This is a genomic window from Cedecea neteri (assembly GCF_000758325.1).
Classification (GTDB): Bacteria; Pseudomonadota; Gammaproteobacteria; order Enterobacterales; family Enterobacteriaceae; genus Cedecea; species Cedecea neteri_B.
The window spans coordinates 1,394,298-1,409,160 of sequence record NZ_CP009459.1 but is presented as its reverse complement, the minus strand read 5'-3'; the positions used below and the strand labels follow the sequence as shown (position 1 = coordinate 1,409,160).

Annotated in this window: 14 protein-coding genes; 3 read left to right on the top strand and 11 right to left on the bottom strand. The window is 55.4% G+C overall.

What is annotated here, in order from left to right; genetic code table 11:
- Window positions 1–83 precede the first annotated feature (83 nt).
- A complete protein-coding gene (gene dnaB / locus LH86_RS06600) occupies window positions 84–1,490 on the bottom strand; it encodes a replicative DNA helicase (protein ID WP_039299489.1) in 1,407 nt (468 codons plus the stop codon).
- Window positions 1,491–1,569: 79 nt separating this feature from the next.
- Here dnaB and LH86_RS06595 point away from each other — a divergent pair, with 79 nt between their 5' ends.
- Complete coding sequence (locus tag LH86_RS06595) at window positions 1,570–2,553, top strand: quinone oxidoreductase (RefSeq protein ID WP_039299486.1); 984 nt, start codon at window positions 1,570–1,572, stop codon at window positions 2,551–2,553.
- Window positions 2,554–2,761: 208 nt separating this feature from the next.
- On the opposite strand, the gene dusA is transcribed toward LH86_RS06595, so the two are convergent.
- The 3 genes from dusA to LH86_RS06580 all read right to left on the bottom strand — a co-directional run bounded on the left by dusA (window position 2,762) and on the right by LH86_RS06580 (window position 5,834).
- Entirely contained in the window at window positions 2,762–3,766 is a 1,005-nt protein-coding gene (dusA, locus tag LH86_RS06590; RefSeq protein WP_039299483.1) for a tRNA dihydrouridine(20/20a) synthase DusA, read from the bottom strand.
- A gap of 85 nt (window positions 3,767–3,851) precedes the next feature.
- Complete coding sequence (locus LH86_RS06585) at window positions 3,852–5,159, bottom strand: conjugal transfer protein TraF (RefSeq protein ID WP_039299480.1); 1,308 nt, start codon at window positions 5,157–5,159, stop codon at window positions 3,852–3,854.
- 171 nt (window positions 5,160–5,330) lie between these two features.
- A complete protein-coding gene (locus LH86_RS06580; protein ID WP_039299477.1) occupies window positions 5,331–5,834 on the bottom strand; it encodes a cupin domain-containing protein in 504 nt (167 codons plus the stop codon).
- Window positions 5,835–5,929: 95 nt separating this feature from the next.
- Between LH86_RS06580 and zur the strand changes: the two genes are divergently transcribed.
- Window positions 5,930–6,442, top strand: coding sequence for a zinc uptake transcriptional repressor Zur (zur, locus tag LH86_RS06575; protein ID WP_008455832.1), 513 nt, complete (start codon window positions 5,930–5,932; stop codon window positions 6,440–6,442).
- 71 nt (window positions 6,443–6,513) lie between these two features.
- Here the strand turns inward: zur and LH86_RS06570 are convergent, their stop codons facing one another.
- The 4 genes from LH86_RS06570 to LH86_RS06555 all read right to left on the bottom strand — a co-directional run bounded on the left by LH86_RS06570 (window position 6,514) and on the right by LH86_RS06555 (window position 9,456).
- Complete coding sequence (locus tag LH86_RS06570; protein WP_039289331.1) at window positions 6,514–6,723, bottom strand: CsbD family protein; 210 nt, start codon at window positions 6,721–6,723, stop codon at window positions 6,514–6,516.
- 234 nt (window positions 6,724–6,957) lie between these two features.
- Window positions 6,958–8,292, bottom strand: coding sequence for an MATE family efflux transporter DinF (gene dinF / locus LH86_RS06565; RefSeq protein WP_039299474.1), 1,335 nt, complete (start codon window positions 8,290–8,292; stop codon window positions 6,958–6,960).
- Between the two features lie 77 nt (window positions 8,293–8,369).
- Window positions 8,370–8,978 carry a transcriptional repressor LexA gene (gene lexA, locus LH86_RS06560; protein ID WP_038476699.1) on the bottom strand — a complete coding sequence of 203 codons (609 nt, stop codon included), beginning with the start codon at window positions 8,976–8,978 and terminating at the stop codon, window positions 8,370–8,372.
- A gap of 109 nt (window positions 8,979–9,087) precedes the next feature.
- Window positions 9,088–9,456, bottom strand: a complete 369-nt coding sequence (locus tag LH86_RS06555) for a diacylglycerol kinase (protein WP_008455840.1) — start codon at window positions 9,454–9,456, stop codon at window positions 9,088–9,090.
- A 131-nt stretch (window positions 9,457–9,587) separates the two neighbouring features.
- Between LH86_RS06555 and plsB the strand changes: the two genes are divergently transcribed.
- The gene (plsB, locus tag LH86_RS06550) at window positions 9,588–12,017 is read left to right on the top strand and encodes a glycerol-3-phosphate 1-O-acyltransferase PlsB (RefSeq protein WP_039299469.1); all 2,430 of its coding nucleotides are present in this window, start codon (window positions 9,588–9,590) and stop codon (window positions 12,015–12,017) included.
- Between the two features lie 60 nt (window positions 12,018–12,077).
- On the opposite strand, the gene ubiA is transcribed toward plsB, so the two are convergent.
- The 3 genes from ubiA to malM form a co-directional block, all read right to left on the bottom strand.
- Complete coding sequence (gene ubiA, locus LH86_RS06545; RefSeq protein ID WP_039299466.1) at window positions 12,078–12,950, bottom strand: 4-hydroxybenzoate octaprenyltransferase; 873 nt, start codon at window positions 12,948–12,950, stop codon at window positions 12,078–12,080.
- Complete coding sequence (gene ubiC / locus LH86_RS06540) at window positions 12,950–13,459, bottom strand: chorismate lyase (protein ID WP_039299465.1); 510 nt, start codon at window positions 13,457–13,459, stop codon at window positions 12,950–12,952. Before ubiC ends, ubiA begins: the two co-directional genes overlap by 1 nt.
- Window positions 13,460–13,897: 438 nt before the next feature.
- Window positions 13,898–14,848 carry a maltose operon protein MalM gene (malM, locus tag LH86_RS06535; RefSeq protein WP_039299462.1) on the bottom strand — a complete coding sequence of 317 codons (951 nt, stop codon included), beginning with the start codon at window positions 14,846–14,848 and terminating at the stop codon, window positions 13,898–13,900.
- Between the last annotated feature and the right edge of the window lie 15 nt (window positions 14,849–14,863).

Below are 14,863 nucleotides of genomic sequence, written 5' to 3'. Positions count from 1 at the left end.
GTTCCTTGCTTAAAAAGTAACAAAAACCTACCCCCTGAATCTTTCAAGCCCCAGCAAGGTGGCTTGAAAGATGACGAGGATTTTTATTCTTCGTCGTACTGCGGCCCGGCATAGTTATCGAAGCGCGACCACTGGCCGTTAAAGGTCAGGCGCACGGTACCGATGGGGCCGTTACGCTGCTTACCGATGATGATTTCCGCGATACCTTTCAGGTCGCTGTTTTCGTGGTAAACCTCGTCGCGATAGATAAACATGATCAAGTCGGCATCCTGCTCGATGGAGCCGGACTCACGCAGGTCGGAGTTGACCGGGCGCTTGTCGGCGCGCTGTTCCAGAGAGCGGTTAAGCTGCGACAGCGCCACCACCGGCACCTGAAGTTCTTTTGCCAGCGCCTTGAGCGAGCGGGAAATCTCGGCGATTTCCAGCGTACGGTTGTCGGACAGCGACGGCACGCGCATCAGCTGCAGGTAGTCGATCATGATCAGGCTTAGCCCTTCATGCTCGCGGTAGATACGGCGGGCACGGGAGCGTACTTCGGTTGGCGTCAGGCCGGAGGAGTCGTCAATGTACATGTTGCGCTTCTCCAACAGGATGCCCATGGTGCTGGAGATACGCGCCCAGTCCTCGTCGTCCAGCTGACCGGTACGGATTCGGGTCTGGTCCACCCGCGACAGCGACGCCAGCATACGCATCATGATCTGCTCGCCGGGCATCTCGAGGCTGAAGATCAGCACCGGTTTGTCCTGCAGCATCGCGGCGTTTTCGCACAGGTTCATCGCGAAGGTGGTTTTGCCCATCGATGGACGAGCCGCCACGATAATCAGGTCAGAGCGCTGGAGGCCTGCCGTTTTCTTGTTCAGATCCTGGTAGCCAGTGTCTACGCCCGTGACGCCGTCGTGCGGCGTCTGGTAGAGGGACTCGATACGCGACACGGTGGCTTCCAGAATCTGGTCGATACTTTTCGGACCTTCATCTTTATTGGCTCGGTTTTCGGCAATCTGGAAAACGCGTGATTCCGCCAGATCCAGCAGGTCTTCACTGGTACGCCCCTGCGGGTCGTAGCCGGCATCAGCAATTTCATTGGCGACTGCAATCATTTCGCGCACAACCGCACGTTCGCGCACGATATCCGCATAGGCGCTGATGTTCGCTGCACTTGGCGTGTTTTTAGAAAGCTCCGCGAGATAAGCAAAGCCGCCGACGCTCTCGAGCTGGCCCTGAAGCTCCAGGGATTCGGAAAGCGTAATCAGGTCGATGGGTTTGCTCATTTCGAGCAGGCGCTGCATTTCAGTGAAGATCATGCGGTGCGGACGGCTGAAGAAGTCATTGGCGACCACGCGCTCGGCGACGTTGTCCCAGCGTTCGTTATCCAGCATTAAACCGCCCAACACCGACTGCTCCGCCTCAAGCGAGTGCGGCGGCATTTTTAGCCCTTCTACCTGACGGTCGCGGGGTTCGTTCGGTTTGTTGAAGGGTTTATTTCCTGCCATAGTGAGGGAGCTACCAAATTCATAGTGAGAGACCGGGAAGTATAACCATTCTTGTCACTCTTCGACACAAGGAGTTTCCATGGCAACGCGCATCGAATTTAGCCAACACGGCGGGCCCGAAGTACTGAAAGCCGTTGAGTTTACGCCGAAAGATCCGGCGGAGAACGAAGTTCAGGTTGAGAATAAAGCGATAGGCATCAACTATATTGATACCTATATTCGCAGTGGGCTTTACCCGCCTCCAGCGCTCCCGAGCGGCCTGGGGACCGAAGCCGCGGGCGTTGTCAGCAAGGTCGGCAGCAATGTCACTCATCTGAAGGTTGGCGATCGGGTGGTTTACGCGCAGTCTGGCCTGGGAGCCTACAGCAGCGTCCACAATGCACCAGCCGACAAGGTCGCTAAAATCCCGGATGCTATCTCTTTCGAACAGGCAGCAGCTTCTTTCCTGAAAGGGCTGACCGTGTTTTACCTGCTGCGTAAAACCTACGAAATTAAAGCCAATGAAACCTTCCTGTTCCACGCGGCAGCGGGTGGCGTGGGCCTGATCGCCTGCCAGTGGGCAAAGGCGCTGGGCGCAAAATTGATTGGTACTGTCGGTTCGGCACAAAAGGCCGATCGCGCTTTGCAGGCCGGGGCGTGGCAAACCATCAACTATCAGCATGAAAATATTTCTGAGCGCGTCAAAGAGCTGACCGGCGGCAAGAAAGTAGCGGTGGTGTATGACTCCGTCGGGAAAGAGACCTGGGAAGCGTCGCTGGATTGCCTGCAGCGCCGTGGCCTGATGGTGAGTTTTGGTAACTCTTCCGGGCCGGTGACCGGCGTGAACCTGGGCATTCTGAACCAGAAGGGATCGTTGTATGTGACGCGTCCTTCGCTGAATGGCTATCTCACTACCCGCGCAGAGTTCGATGAAGCCTGCCACGAGCTGTTTTCGCTGATCGCCAGCGGCGCGATTAAGGTGGATGTCGCGGAAAACCAGAAGTTTGCGCTGAAGGACGCGGTGCTTGCACACCAGACGCTGGAAAGCCGTGCCACGCAGGGTTCAAGCCTGTTGATTCCGTAACCCTTTCAAAATCCAGAAAGAATTAGGGCTTCCCGGAGGAAGCCCTTTCTTTTTTGTTCGTGCTGTATGTAGGGTACAGCGCGATGAATTCTTGTTACTGCGAAAGGATAGTCGCAGATTTAATAAGTAAAAGAAATGACGCCGCCGGGATTAAGTTCAGGCTTGTGATCGGCCCCGCAATACCTGAATTCTCCCGGTGGTTTAAAGGCTAAAGCTGGCGCTTATCGGCCACCAAAGACAGCGCGTGTTCAACCACTTCAATACCTGCCCCGGCTTTATGGGCGTTCTCGCTTAAGTAACGGCGCCACTGACGCGCGCCCGGTATTCCCTGGAATAAACCGAGCATATGGCGAGTCACATGGCCAAGATAAGTACCGTTTGCCAGTTCACGCTCAATGTACGGATACATTGCTCGCACCACGGCAACGGGGTCGCTGTCCGCAACATCTGCCCCGAAAATTTCGCGGTCGACCGTCGTCAGCAAGCCTGGGTTTTGGTAAGCCTCGCGCCCGACCATCACGCCATCCAGGTGCTGGAGGTGAGTTTTCGCTTCCTCCAGCGTCTTAATCCCGCCGTTAATCGCCATGGTCAGCTGCGGGAAATCACGCTTGAGCTGGTAAACGCGCGGGTAATCCAGCGGGGGAATTTCACGGTTTTCTTTTGGGCTCAGGCCAGAAAGCCAGGCTTTACGCGCGTGGATGATAAACATCTCGCATTCGCCCTTGCCAGCCACCGTGCCAATAAAATCGCAGAGGAATTCGTAGCTGTCCTGGTCATCAATGCCGATGCGGGTTTTTACCGTCACCGGAATAGAAACTACGTCGCGCATCGCTTTAATACAATCGGCAACCAGCTGCGCTTCACCCATCAGGCAGGCACCAAAGCGCCCGTTCTGCACCCGGTCAGAAGGGCAGCCTACGTTAAGATTAATTTCATCGTAGCCGCGCGCTTCGGCAAGCTTCGCGCAGTGTGCCAGCGCCTGCGGGTCACTGCCGCCAAGCTGCAGCGCAATCGGATGTTCTTCTTCGCTATAGGCCAGATAGTCCCCTTTACCGTGGATGATCGCCCCGGTCGTCACCATTTCGGTGTACAGCAGCGTGTGGCGGGACAGCTGACGCAAGAAATAGCGGCAGTGGCGATCGGTCCAGTCGAGCATCGGCGCAATGGAGAAGCGGTGCGGCTGGAAAGGAGTCTGGTTGCTTTGTGAGGACATACGTTTACGCAGGCTACGATTAAAAAAGGGTCGCTACTATAGCATAAAGCCGCGCCGGGGCATCAGGCTGCCCCGGCATTCAGCATCAGAAGGCCACGCTCAGCTGCGCCCCTGCGCCCCAGGTTTGGTCTTCACCGTACAGGCCCATCAAATCAATATTGACGTGCTTGCCAGCCGCAAACCCAACCCCGCCTGTAAAGACGTTGCTGTCGTTGCTTTTCATGTCCGCACGGTAGCCGGCACGCAGCGCCAGCCAGGAAAGCGGCCTCACCTCAGCGCCGACACCCACGTACTGGGAATTGGCTTCGCTTTTAAAGCCTTTAGTTTCGGTCAGATCGCCGTCCGCGCTCAGGGTCACCAGCTCGTTATGCCAGGCCACTCCGGCGGTGACCAGCGGGCTAATTTGATAAGTATCTTTGTAGTTCCGTACTTCGCCGGTGCGCCCATTAGTGATGCGAATATCTTTCGTGTCGATATCGCGGGACACCAGGTTTTGGCCGCTCAGGCCAACGGTCCAGTTCTCGCCAAAATCGGCCGCCACGCCAGCGTCAAGGTTGAATCCGGTGTCATCGTTGCGGTACTGGCTGTTCTTCCAGTCGCCGCTGCGGTAGTCGTAAATGGATGTCGTGTAGTTATACAGCCAGGTTTTCTGCAGCTTTGGCGTGACGCCAACGGAAACCGGGACACCGCCAACATCGAACTTGTGGGCGAGAGCGATACCATAATCAGAAACAATGGCCGCGCGACCGGAAGCGGTCGAATTCAGGTTACGAGTGATTTGGTCGGAGCCGTTCAACGCCGCATCAATCGCCACGCTTCCCGCCACCGCGCTGGAATTCTGGATACTGCGTAGGTAATTGATATCGTTCTGGTCTATATCGGAGCTGACTTTTGCACGGGCGTAAGCTTTGGTGACGAAAGCCACGGAAAGCGTGTCATTTGGTATGCTGACCGCAATCCCTGCGGCGGCTTTGGCGTTCGCCGTTTCGCCTCGTAAATCTTCAAGCTCACCGGCTAAATCCCCTGCGGCGCTACGGAATTGATTTAACGTCCCGTTAGGATTTAAAAGAATATCTCGCGGCGTTAATGACCCAATGGCTTGTTTATAGTTATCAACTTTATCGCTGATATCGTCGATGCGATCCTGGAGGTTGTCTTTATCCGTTATTTGCGCCCCGATAGACGGTAAAATAACGGTAATATTGTCGTCTGGTTTGGACCGGGCTAATAGCGCCGGGTTGATTAACACGCCACTGCCATAATTAGCCGAAGCCACGCCGGTGCCCCCCATCGCATCATTTCGCGCTTCGGACCAGGTCCCTGCCGCCCCGGCCTGATGGGCAATAAAGAAGGTTGCGGCGAGTGTCGCCACCGAAGATTTTATTTTATTCATTCACAGCACGCCTGTCTGATTGTCAGATGAAGTAATTCGCCCCTGACAGTTATGACTGAACAGAGGCAGACTATTGCTGTGAATAGCGCGATAAAAAGATGGATATTTGAACCATCAGGATCCCAGATATATCCTTAGGGTTAACGTCTTATTGTTTCCATGCTAATTAATTTATAGTTTACCCTTCGGCTTTCGTGAAGGAAGACCGTTGTGCGGGCCAAAGAATTGAGGCGGATGATCTATCCAGCGATCCTTGCGCTGCACGGCATAAGACTGATTTAGCGGGTAATAAATTTTATTTTCGGCTTTATTAGCTTCGCCTACGACTAATAGCCGCACATCCTGTTCGGTATTATTAATAAAGGTATGGCAAATGCCGGTTCCGGCAGGAAATCCCACGCTATCGCCCGGTTCAAGCGCCCAAAGATGGCCATTGATCCACACTTCCGGGTGCCCTTCGAGCACATAAGCAAACTCCTCTTCGCTGCTCTCCGCATGGGGATAAGAGGTTCTGCGGCCTGGGGGAATACGCTCATGGTGAATACCAAGGCGGGTTAAACCGAAATTACGGGCAAGAGGCGCGCCAATAGAAAACAGCTCCGTGCTGTCCGGATATGTTGAGTCATCCTCGCCTTCCAGCTCGCACCAGTGACGAATACAATCGGGTTTTTGCATCACTTCCTCCTGAGTAGATAGGGTCAGTATGTACCAGGATTCGGCGTTTTATCCGCATTATGGTAAAGTATTGCGTCAATGACCGGGAGAGGCTGATGGATACCACAACTTCGCAAAACGTGTTAGCTCAGGCTGAAAAGCTCTGCCTGCAACGCAATGTACGCCTGACGCCACAGCGTCTCGAGGTTTTGCGCCTTATGGCCGAGCAAACCGGGGCCATCAGCGCCTACGACCTGCTGGATCTCCTGCGCGTTAGCGAGCCACAGGCTAAGCCTCCAACGGTTTATCGCGCGCTGGATTTTCTGCTGGAGCAAGGTTTTGTGCACCGTGTGGAATCCAACAACAGTTACGTGCTGTGTAATTTTATCGATCATCCAACCCACTCTTCTGCCATGTTTATCTGCGACAGATGTGGGGCAGTGAAAGAGCAGGCCGCTCAGGGTGTAGAAGATATTATGCAGAAACTGGCGTCCAAAATGGGGTTTGCCCTGCGCCATAACGTGATTGAAGCCCACGGACTGTGTGCTGATTGTTCGGAAGTTGAAGCCTGTAGCCACCACGGCGCCTGCGACCACGATCATTCAGTGCAGCCGAAGAAAAAGCGTTAAGAGGGAGTGGTACGTCCTTGTACCCGGGCAGGATTGGTCTTACTGAGTAGCACATTTGAGGGTCCGCCAGGTTACCAGCGGTATTTGCTCCCGGACTCCCAGTCCTTCACTTCTTTCTCTGCCTGGTCTTTGGCGTAGCCGTAGCGTTCCTGGATTTTACCTACCAGCTGGTCACGCTTCCCTTCGATGACGGTCATATCGTCATCGGTCAGCTTACCCCATTTCTCTTTGATCGTACCTTTGAACTGCTTCCAGTTACCGCCGATTTCGTCCTTATTCATCGTCATCTCCTCATCGTTCGGTTTAGATTTTGCATCCAGGCTGCAGGATGCTGACTTTCTGGAACACACCCACTGTCTGCTGGATGTAAAGGTAATTGTAGACAAGGATTCTGAGTTAAATTTAAAACTCAGAATCTTTAACCATTCTTAAAAACGATGACATGCTGATTCCTCGCCTTAAAAACGAGAAATCAGCACGATAGAAGATGGGTTAACGAAGGCCTGGAAGCAGGATCAGTGGCCGCCCGAAGTAGCGAACCAGGTGTTATTGCGCCAGTGGCGTCGCCAGATGACGCCAAGCGACAGGCCACGCAAGGCTAAAAACACCGCCAGCGACAGCCACAGAGCGTGGTTGCCCCACAAAGGCAGAGTAAGCATCGTCACGCCAAAGCCCAACGCCGCAACCGCCATGCTGTTTCGCATTTCGGCCCCCCGCGTCGCGCCGATAAACATACCGTCCAGCAGGTAGCACCAAACGCCCACGACCGGCAAAATAACCTGCCAGGCGAGGTAATGATTTGCCAGAACACGAAGCTCCGGCAGGGAAGTGAGCAGCGCGACAATTTGCTCCCCGGCAAAGGCATAAATTGCGGCAAACGCTAGCGCAACCAGCCCCGCCTGCCTGCACGCGGCCCCCCAAACCTCGAGCAACTGCCCACGGTTACGCGCCCCGTAGGCCTGCCCTGAATGGGCTTCCACGGCGTAAGCAAAGCCGTCCAGCGCATAAGCGGTAAAGGTCAACAGCGTCATCAGCACGGCGTTAACGGCGACAATTTCGCTGCCGAGACGCGCTCCAAAAATGGTGATGGAAGCAAAGCAAATTTGCAGCAGCAGCGAACGCAGCATAATGTCGCGGTTAAGCGCCAGCAGCTTGCGTAAATCCCCCTGCCAGGCCGTCTTAAGACGAGCCCAGCTAATACCCCGCAGCTTCAGTACCTTCCGCACCATCACCAGGCCGATAATAAACGTGGCATATTCGGACACCGCCGTGGCCAACGCCGCCCCCTGCACGTTCATGTGCAGCCCCATCACCAGCCAGAGGTCGAGCACGATATTAATCAAATTGCCGACGACCAGCAGAATGACCGGCGCCCGCGCATACTGCACGCCAAGCAACCAGCCTAACAGCACGAGGTTAGCCAGCGATGCCGGGGCGCTCAGCCAGCGGATCTCCAGGAACCGCCTTGCCTGATACAGCACCTCGTCATTGCCGCCAACAACGTGCAGCGCAAGGTTGATCAGTGGATAACGCAGGACCACGATAGCCAGCCCGGCTATCAGCGCCAGCATCAGGGGTTGAACCAGCGCGCGCGCCAGCCGCTGCGGATCGTTCGCACCAAAAGCCTGCGCCGTTAACCCGGTGGTGCTCATGCGCAGAAAAAGCAGCAGCATAAAGAGGAAACTGGTCGCCGTGGCGCCGATAGCCACCCCGCCGAGATAAGTCGGGCTATCAAGATGACCAATGACCGCCGTATCGACCAGGCCCAGCAGCGGCACGGTAATGTTGGAAAAAATCATCGGCAGCGCAAGCCGCCACAGCGCACCATCCGTTGACGAAAAGAATCGCATGGGAATGATCCAGGGGAAAATTGAGAGGTGTTTAAGGCAGGTGGTACGGCAGATTTACCGCACCACCGGAAGAGGTGTTACAGCCATTCGCCGTTGCGGATCACCCCGACGGCCAGGCCTTCAATGCTAAAATTCTGCTCGCGAAGATCGACCACGATAGGCTGGAACTCGCTGTTTTCCGGCAGCAGGTGCACGGTGTTACCCTGCTTTTTCAGGCGTTTCACGGTCACTTCATCGTCGATACGCGCGACAACGACCTGGCCGTTGCGCACGTCCTGAGTTTTGTGTACCGCTAATAAATCACCGTCCATGATGCCGATATCTTTCATCGACATGCCGCTGACGCGCAGCAGGAAGTCGGCATTCGGCTTGAACAGAGAAGGGTCAACCTGGTAGTGGCCTTCGATGTGCTGTTGCGCCAGCAGCGGCTCACCGGCGGCAACGCGGCCCACCAGCGGCAGGCCACTTTCTTCTTCAACCAGCAGACGAATACCGCGTGATGCACCAGAAACAATCTCGATGGCACCTTTACGTGCCAGCGCTTTAAGATGCTCTTCCGCTGCGTTTGGAGAACGGAACCCCAGACGTTGTGCAATTTCGGCGCGCGTAGGTGGCATGCCGGTCTGGTTGATATGATCCCGAATGAGATCAAACACCTCTTGCTGCCTGGTAGTTAGTGCTTTCATTCCGCCCCCTGGGTGTTTATACAGTTATGCTGTGAGTATATACAGCCCCGGGCGATTTTGAAACCACAAATTAAGCAAAAAACCAGCGACTTAAACTATTCTGGAAGGGCTATCGCAAATGTGACCAAAGCAAGGTGGCCCAGGTCGCAACCGCAAGGATAATCGCTATCAATACGGCGGCTGAACCCATATCTTTGGCTCGCCCTGAAAGCTCGTGGTACTCGGTGCCGACACGGTCAACCAGCGCTTCAATGGCGCTGTTGAGGATTTCGACAATCATCACCAAAACAACCGAGCCAATCAGTAAAATACGCGTGATGGGGTCCACGTCCAGCCAGCAGGCGATGATGATAGCGATGACCGCAGCCACGCCCTCCTGACGAAAGGCGGCTTCGTTGATCCAGGCCGCACGGAGCCCTTTCCACGAGTAGCCTGCAGCCTTAATAATGCGGGTGATGCCAGTGGTATTATTCGCCATTCAAGGAAACCTTTTTAAAGATTGAGCGTCAATGCTCATTGAGTCTAAATCGCAGCGCCACAGAAATTCCCCAGAGTTTCTGATATCCTTGCGGCGCATTTGCATTATTAACCTGAGGCTTTACATCATTTATGTCAGGCTGGCCAAGAATTTACTACAAATTACTGAATTTACCATTAAGCGTTCTGGTAAAGAGCAAGTCTATCCCGGCGGATCCGCAAACCGAACTCGGTCTGGACCCTTCACGCCCCATCATGTACGTCCTGCCCTACAATTCTAAGGCAGACTTACTGACGCTGCGTGCCCAATGTCTGGATCACGACCTGCCCGACCCGCTGGAACCTCTGGAAATTGACGGCGTACTGCTGCCGCGCTACGTGTTTATCCACGGCGGGCCGCGCGTCTTTACCTATTACACGCCAAAAGAAGAGTCGGTAAAACTGTTCCACGATTATCTGGATCTGCACCGCAGCAATCCCGATCTCGATGTACAGATGGTGCCGGTTTCCGTGATGTTCGGCCGCTCGCCAGGGCGCGAAAAAGGCGAAATCAACCCGCCTTTACGCACGCTGAACGGCGTCCAGAAATTCTTTGCAGTTTCCTGGCTGGGTCGCGATAGCTTCGTGCGTTTCTCGCCGCCAGTGTCGCTTCGCCGCATGGCAACCGAACACGGTACGGACAAGATTATCGCCCAAAAACTGGCTCGCGTGGCGCGCACTCACTTTGCCCGCCAGCGCCTGGCTGCCGTTGGCCCGCGCCTGCCGGTTCGCCAGGACCTCTTCAACAAGCTGCTGGCATCAAAAGCCATTGCCCGCGCGGTAGAAGATGAAGCCCGCAGCAAGAAAATCTCCCACGAAAAAGCGCAGCAAAACGCCGTCGCTCTGATGGAAGAAATCGCCGCGAACTTCTCCTACGAAGCCGTACGTCTGACAGACCGCGTGTTAGGATTAACCTGGAACCGCCTCTATCAGGGCATTAACGTGCACAACGCCGAGCGTGTGCGCCAGCTTGCCCATGACGGCCACGAAATCGTCTATGTGCCCTGCCACCGCAGCCACATGGATTATCTGCTGCTTTCCTACGTGCTTTATCACCAGGGGCTGGTTCCGCCGCACATCGCCGCCGGGATCAACCTGAACTTCTGGCCAGCCGGCCCGATTTTCCGCCGCCTGGGCGCGTTCTTTATTCGCCGTACCTTCAAGGGCAACAAGCTTTACTCCACGGTGTTCCGCGAATACCTGGGCGAGCTGTTCAGCCGCGGCTATTCCGTTGAGTATTTTGTAGAGGGTGGCCGTTCCCGTACCGGCCGCTTGCTGGATCCTAAGACCGGCACGCTGTCGATGACGATTCAGGCCATGCTGCGCGGCGGCACCCGCCCGATCACTCTGGTGCCGATCTACATCGGTTACGAGCACGTCATGGAAGTGGGCACTTACGCGAAAGAGCTGCGCGGTGCGACCAAAGAAAAAGAGAGCTTCATGCAGATGGTGCGCGGCCTGAGTAAGCTGCGCAACCTCGGCCAGGGTTACGTTAACTTCGGTGAACCGCTGCCGCTGATGACCTACCTGAACCAGCATGTGCCGGAATGGAAAGACTCTATCGATCCGATAGAAGCAATTCGCCCGGCCTGGCTGACGCCAACGGTGAACGATATCGCCGCCGATCTGATGGTGCGCATCAACAACGCAGGGGCCGCTAACGCCATGAACCTGTGCTGTACCGCGCTGCTTGCTTCACGCCAGCGCTCGCTGACCCGTGAACAGCTCACCGAACAGCTCGACTGCTACCTCAACCTGCTGCGTAACGTGCCGTATTCCCCGGATGCCACCGCACCAACGGTTTCCGCCAATGCGCTGATCGACCACGCACTGCAGATGAACAAGTTCGAGGTGGAGAAAGACACCATCGGTGACATCATCATTCTGCCGCGCGAGCAGGCCGTGTTGATGACCTATTATCGCAACAACATCATGCACATGCTGGTGTTGCCGTCGCTGATGGCGTCCATCATCACTCAGCATCGCCACATCGCGCGCGCAGAGCTGCTGCGTCAGATAGAAGTCATTTATCCGATGCTGAAAGCCGAGCTGTTCCTGCGTTGGGAAAAGAGCGAGCTGGGCAGAGAAATTGATGCGCTGATCGCCGAGATGGAGCGTCAGGGTCTGGTCATGGTTGTCGGTGACGAAGTGCAGATCAACCCTCACCGCTCACGCACTCTGCAGCTTTTGGCGGCGGGCGTGCGCGAGACAGTGCAGCGGTATGCCATCACCTTCTGGCAGCTGAGCGCTAACCCGTCGATCAACCGCGGGACGCTGGAGCGCGAAAGCCGCACGGTGGCACAGCGCCTGTCCGTTCTGCACGGCATTAACGCCCCGGAATTCTTTGATAAAGCAGTCTTTACCTCGCTGGTCCTTACCCTGCGCGATGAAGGCTATATCAGCGATACCGGTGATGCGGACGCCACCGAAACCATCAAGGTTTACCAGATGCTAGCGGACCTTGTGACCTCGGACGTACGTCTGACGATTGAGAGTTCCGCTTCCCAGGACGCGGTTTCTTAATTCTGCGGAAACGAAAAAGGCGGGTAATTAACCCGCCTTTTTTATTGCCTGAAGACTGACTCAGAAATGCAGATAGCTCAACGCCAGGCCCAGGAACAGCACCAGCCCGACATAGTTATTGTTCATAAACGCTTTAAAGCAGCCTTCACGCTCGCGTTTGGCAATCAGCTTCTGCTGATGCACAAACAGCCCGCCCGCCAGCAAAATTGACCAGTAGAACGTGCCACCCAGCCCGTTTAGCCAGCCCACAACGCCCATCAACAGCATAGTGGCGATTTGCAGCAGGCCGATAATCAGCTTATCGTTGCGGCCAAACAGGATCGCCGTCGACTTAATCCCAATCTTCAGGTCGTCGTCGCGGTCGACCATCGCATACTGCGTGTCGTACGCCACGGTCCAGCAAATATTGGCGAGGAACATCAGCCAGCAGCTTAACGGCACCGATTCGCTGGCGGCAGCAAATGCCATGGGAATGGACCAGCCAAAAGCGGCACCCAGCACCACCTGAGGCAGATGGGTGTAGCGCTTCATAAACGGATACACCCACGCCAGCGCCAGCCCGGCCACGGACAGCAGGATCGTCATGGTGTTGAGCGTCAGCACCAGCAGGAAAGCCAGGCCCACCAGTACCGCAAACAGGATCTTCGCTTCTTTCTCAGAAACTGCGCCGCTGGGAAGCGGACGCTGCGCGGTACGCTTAACGTGGCCGTCAAATTTGCGGTCGGCATAATCGTTCACCACGCAGCCCGCGGCGCGCATCAGCCAGACGCCGGCGATAAAAACAACCAGATTCAGCAGCGAAGGTAAGCCCGGCGTTGCCACCCACAGCGCCCACAGCGTTGGCCAGAGCAGCAACAAAGCGCCAATAGGCTTATCGGTTCGCATCAGCCGGTGATAAGCCAGCAGTTTTCCCTGCTTAAGACTCCACTCCATTATTTTTCCTCTTCATACAGCGGAGACGCCGGCAGGAACAGTTCTGTCAGCAACAAAGGCTTACCGGACAGTCTCAGCCGCGAACGCCGTCCCCACAGTTCGGCGCTGCGGCCAATCTCAATATAGTCACGCGTCAGGGTTGATGAACTAAAAAGGTAGCGCCCGAGCGGCGTGTCGCCAAGCTTTTGCAGCGCCAGTTCAGGGCCATCAAGCGTGCTTTCCGGCACCACCGTGCGGCCCAGTAGCCAGGGTTCGTCATCCCCGCAGAGGATAATTTCCCGCAGCCAGTAACGCTCAGAGGCGGGTAATAAATCGGCTTCGGGCAAATCATTGCCAGCAGGGACAAAACCTTCACGCACGATGCGGACGGTGACTTTTTGGCAATGCTGTTCGAAGCGTTTCGTCATCGAATCTTCCAGCAACAGCCAGTCGAGATAAGCGGAGCTAAGCCCTTGCGGGACCTCCGTGTAGAAATTCAGGGCGCGCAACGGCGACAGCGCGTCGGACATGGGAATACTCTCCGATACATAACCTGATGGCATTGTAACGCAGAACATCTCTGTGCGGGCAGACAATGGCAACACACGCGGCAAATACCGCAACAATTGAGCAACAGGAAATGCTATTCCCTCTTTCCCCTAAATAATTCCAGTCACACCCAGGCGGCAAGGGGGTGACAAATTCGCGTAAGCGACTTTGAACGCAGTTTACTGCGGCCCCGTAGGGGGAATAATCTCCAGGAGCTTATATAAATAAGTGACTGGGGTGACAAATCTGCCGGGAGCAGATTTGAACGTTGCCAGCAACGGCCCTGAAAGGGTGAAGCTCATGGATGAGCTGAATAACCAAAGTGCAGCCAACACCCCTGTGGCTTGAATTATGACGGGGAAAAAAAAGGTGCGCCTGAGCGCACCAATACTTCAAGCATCAGCAACGTGGGGAAATGCTTACCCCTTGCCTTTTACACTGCTGATAAAAGTTTTACGGGCGGAGGTGGAACCCAGACGCTCGGCTTCATTCAGCAGTTTCAGGGCTTTATCGATGTCGCCTTTATCCACCGCCTGTTTAATGGCGCGGTTAAAATAGCTTTCCGTATCATTGAGCATAGGTTCGCTCTTCGCGGCAGGCGCCGGAGCTGGCGCTGCTACTGGTGCTGGTGCTGCAGCCGGTGCCGAGTAGGCCGTCGGTGGCGCTACGTTACCCACCACAACAGGTTTCGCATCTGACCCACCAAAGATCTTACCGATCATGATGTTGCCGCTGTTCTGCTCAGTTTTGACCTGCACTGTCAACGAGCCCTGTCCACTGTGGCGGGCAACCGGGTCGGCAACGTCAGGAATGGCGTTACTTGCACCTTCCGCATAGAGCTTCGCCGGGTTAATCATCCGAGTGGTTTCTGTCAGGTCACGTTTCGTGGTGTAGACGAGCATGTAGATCTGTTTCTGCCCCATCATCGGGGTCAGTTTCATGACGTTTTCCAGACGGTTACCGGAGGTCATGCCCGGTTTCTGGTACTGGAAGTAACTGCTCGGGAAGAAAGCAGAAGGCTGCATCTGCCCGTCGAGAATCAGAACGTTTGGCGCATAAACGCTTAGGTCTTTAACCACGCTAGACAACGTGATTTCCAGTGAGCCCTGATCCGCTGGCAGCACGAAGGCGGCCACACTCCCGGTGAGCTCTCCGACATTAATGCTGGCCGAAGAGGCGCTCAGCACCACGTCCTGGCTGACGGGAGGTATCAACGGAACCCATGGCAGGCTTTGTAATTTGTCCGCAGGAATAGACGGTGCGGTAGAGACGTTTTGTGGGTTAATCGCCGTATTGGCGGCAAAAGAAGCCGGCACGGACGATAGGCCCAGAACGGGAAGCAGGCAAAGCGCAAGAAGATGTTTTTTCATTGTTTTATCCTCGAA

Bases quoted from the DNA above. Each gene is read 5' to 3' on its own strand.
- dnaB (WP_039299489.1), bottom strand. From the start codon at position 1,490: ATGGCAGGAAATAAACCCTTCAACAAACCGAACGAACCCCGCGACCGT.
- LH86_RS06595 (WP_039299486.1), top strand. From the start codon at position 1,570: ATGGCAACGCGCATCGAATTTAGCCAACACGGCGGGCCCGAAGTACTG.
- dusA (WP_039299483.1), bottom strand. From the start codon at position 3,766: ATGTCCTCACAAAGCAACCAGACTCCTTTCCAGCCGCACCGCTTCTCC.
- LH86_RS06585 (WP_039299480.1), bottom strand. From the start codon at position 5,159: ATGAATAAAATAAAATCTTCGGTGGCGACACTCGCCGCAACCTTCTTT.
- LH86_RS06580 (WP_039299477.1), bottom strand. From the start codon at position 5,834: ATGCAAAAACCCGATTGTATTCGTCACTGGTGCGAGCTGGAAGGCGAG.
- zur (WP_008455832.1), top strand. From the start codon at position 5,930: ATGGATACCACAACTTCGCAAAACGTGTTAGCTCAGGCTGAAAAGCTC.
- LH86_RS06570 (WP_039289331.1), bottom strand. From the start codon at position 6,723: ATGAATAAGGACGAAATCGGCGGTAACTGGAAGCAGTTCAAAGGTACG.
- dinF (WP_039299474.1), bottom strand. From the start codon at position 8,292: ATGCGATTCTTTTCGTCAACGGATGGTGCGCTGTGGCGGCTTGCGCTG.
- lexA (WP_038476699.1), bottom strand. From the start codon at position 8,978: ATGAAAGCACTAACTACCAGGCAGCAAGAGGTGTTTGATCTCATTCGG.
- LH86_RS06555 (WP_008455840.1), bottom strand. From the start codon at position 9,456: ATGGCGAATAATACCACTGGCATCACCCGCATTATTAAGGCTGCAGGC.
- plsB (WP_039299469.1), top strand. From the start codon at position 9,588: ATGTCAGGCTGGCCAAGAATTTACTACAAATTACTGAATTTACCATTA.
- ubiA (WP_039299466.1), bottom strand. From the start codon at position 12,950: ATGGAGTGGAGTCTTAAGCAGGGAAAACTGCTGGCTTATCACCGGCTG.
- ubiC (WP_039299465.1), bottom strand. From the start codon at position 13,459: ATGTCCGACGCGCTGTCGCCGTTGCGCGCCCTGAATTTCTACACGGAG.
- malM (WP_039299462.1), bottom strand. From the start codon at position 14,848: ATGAAAAAACATCTTCTTGCGCTTTGCCTGCTTCCCGTTCTGGGCCTA.